Genomic DNA, 1,157 nt, shown 5'->3' with positions numbered 1-1,157 from the left:
GAGCGCCGCGCGGACCAGGGCTTCTTAGCCGGGAATTTTGCCAATGTAGATTTTGTGATCCGAACCACAACGTGCTGCGTCTCTTTTGCGATTATGAGATCGCGAATTTTGGTGATCGCGTCAGCGGTCGTTTGACCTGCAGCTTTATTGTGGACGCTGTCGTCACGAATCTAGACTCAAAGTCCTTACCATTCTCTTAGTGTCCGCGCAACTGAAACAACGTAAACACAATAAATTTCAGTTGGTTTTCATTTTTTCCAGTTCACTCGTGTTTCGCAGTTTTCTTGATCGCTTCATGCGGATAGCGGAGCGCGTTGAGTTAACTCATTGACCGGGTGTGTTCGTGTCCGGATGTGGCACGGCTGTGGCGTGCCGGGAAGGGAAAGCAGGCTGCCCGACGGGCTGGTGGCGGGAGCATCGGCGCTTCGTAGCCCAGCTCGAAAGCGTGGACGCCGATGCTCCCGGATCTGACTGTACCGTCTTCCCTGGCGGTTCTCCTGGCCGATTTCCGGCCGTGTTTCACTGCGCCGACGTTCCAGGTGTTCCGCGCCCTGGTCTGCGGGATGCTGTCCGTGACGGGCCGGCGCACGGTGTGCGGAATGCTGGTGGGGGCGGGGCTGTCGCGGATCTGGCCGCACGACCGGGCGCACCGGTTCTTCGCCGCCGCGGTCTGGTCGGTCGACGAGGTCGGGGTGGTCCTGGCCCGTCTGGTGGTGCGCCTGCTGGTTCCCGCCGGTGCGCCGGTGACCGTGGCCGTCGACGACACCCTGTTCCACCGCCGCGGGAAGAAGGTGTGGGCGGCGGGCTGGTTCCACGACAGCTCGGCCCTCGATGCCCGCCAGGTCGGCTACGGCAACAACTGGGTCATCGTCGGGATCGTCGTCGCCCTGCCCATGCTGGACCGGCCGGTGTGCCTGCCGGTCCAGGCCCGGCTGGTGTGCAAGGACACCACCTCGGCATCCCGGCTGTGGCTGGCCGCGCGCGCCGTGGAGAAACTCGCCGCCGCCATGCCCGGCCGCCGCCTGCACGCCGTCGCCTACGCCGGCGACGAGCTGCGCACCCTGGGGGTTCGGTAGGAACGGAGCAGGCAACCCGGGGTTGGTGTCACATCCGTTGACGAGCCTGTCCCGGGCGGCGCCACCGTCCGCCACGTAGCG

The 1,157-nt window shown here is 64.6% G+C and carries 1 protein-coding gene; it reads left to right on the top strand.

Annotated features, from left to right (window positions below; genetic code table 11):
* Nucleotides 1-455: 455 nt before the first annotated feature.
* Nucleotides 456-1,076: a transposase gene (locus BBK14_RS15485; RefSeq protein ID WP_071063173.1), complete on the top strand. Its 621-nt coding sequence runs from the start codon at nucleotides 456-458 to the stop codon at nucleotides 1,074-1,076.
* Nucleotides 1,077-1,157 lie beyond the last annotated feature (81 nt).

Source organism: Parafrankia soli (assembly GCF_001854695.1).
GTDB classification, from domain to species: domain Bacteria; phylum Actinomycetota; class Actinomycetes; order Frankiales; family Frankiaceae; genus Parafrankia; species Parafrankia soli.
Note: the sequence above shows the minus strand (reverse complement) of the source record. Positions and strands in the feature narration are given on the sequence as shown.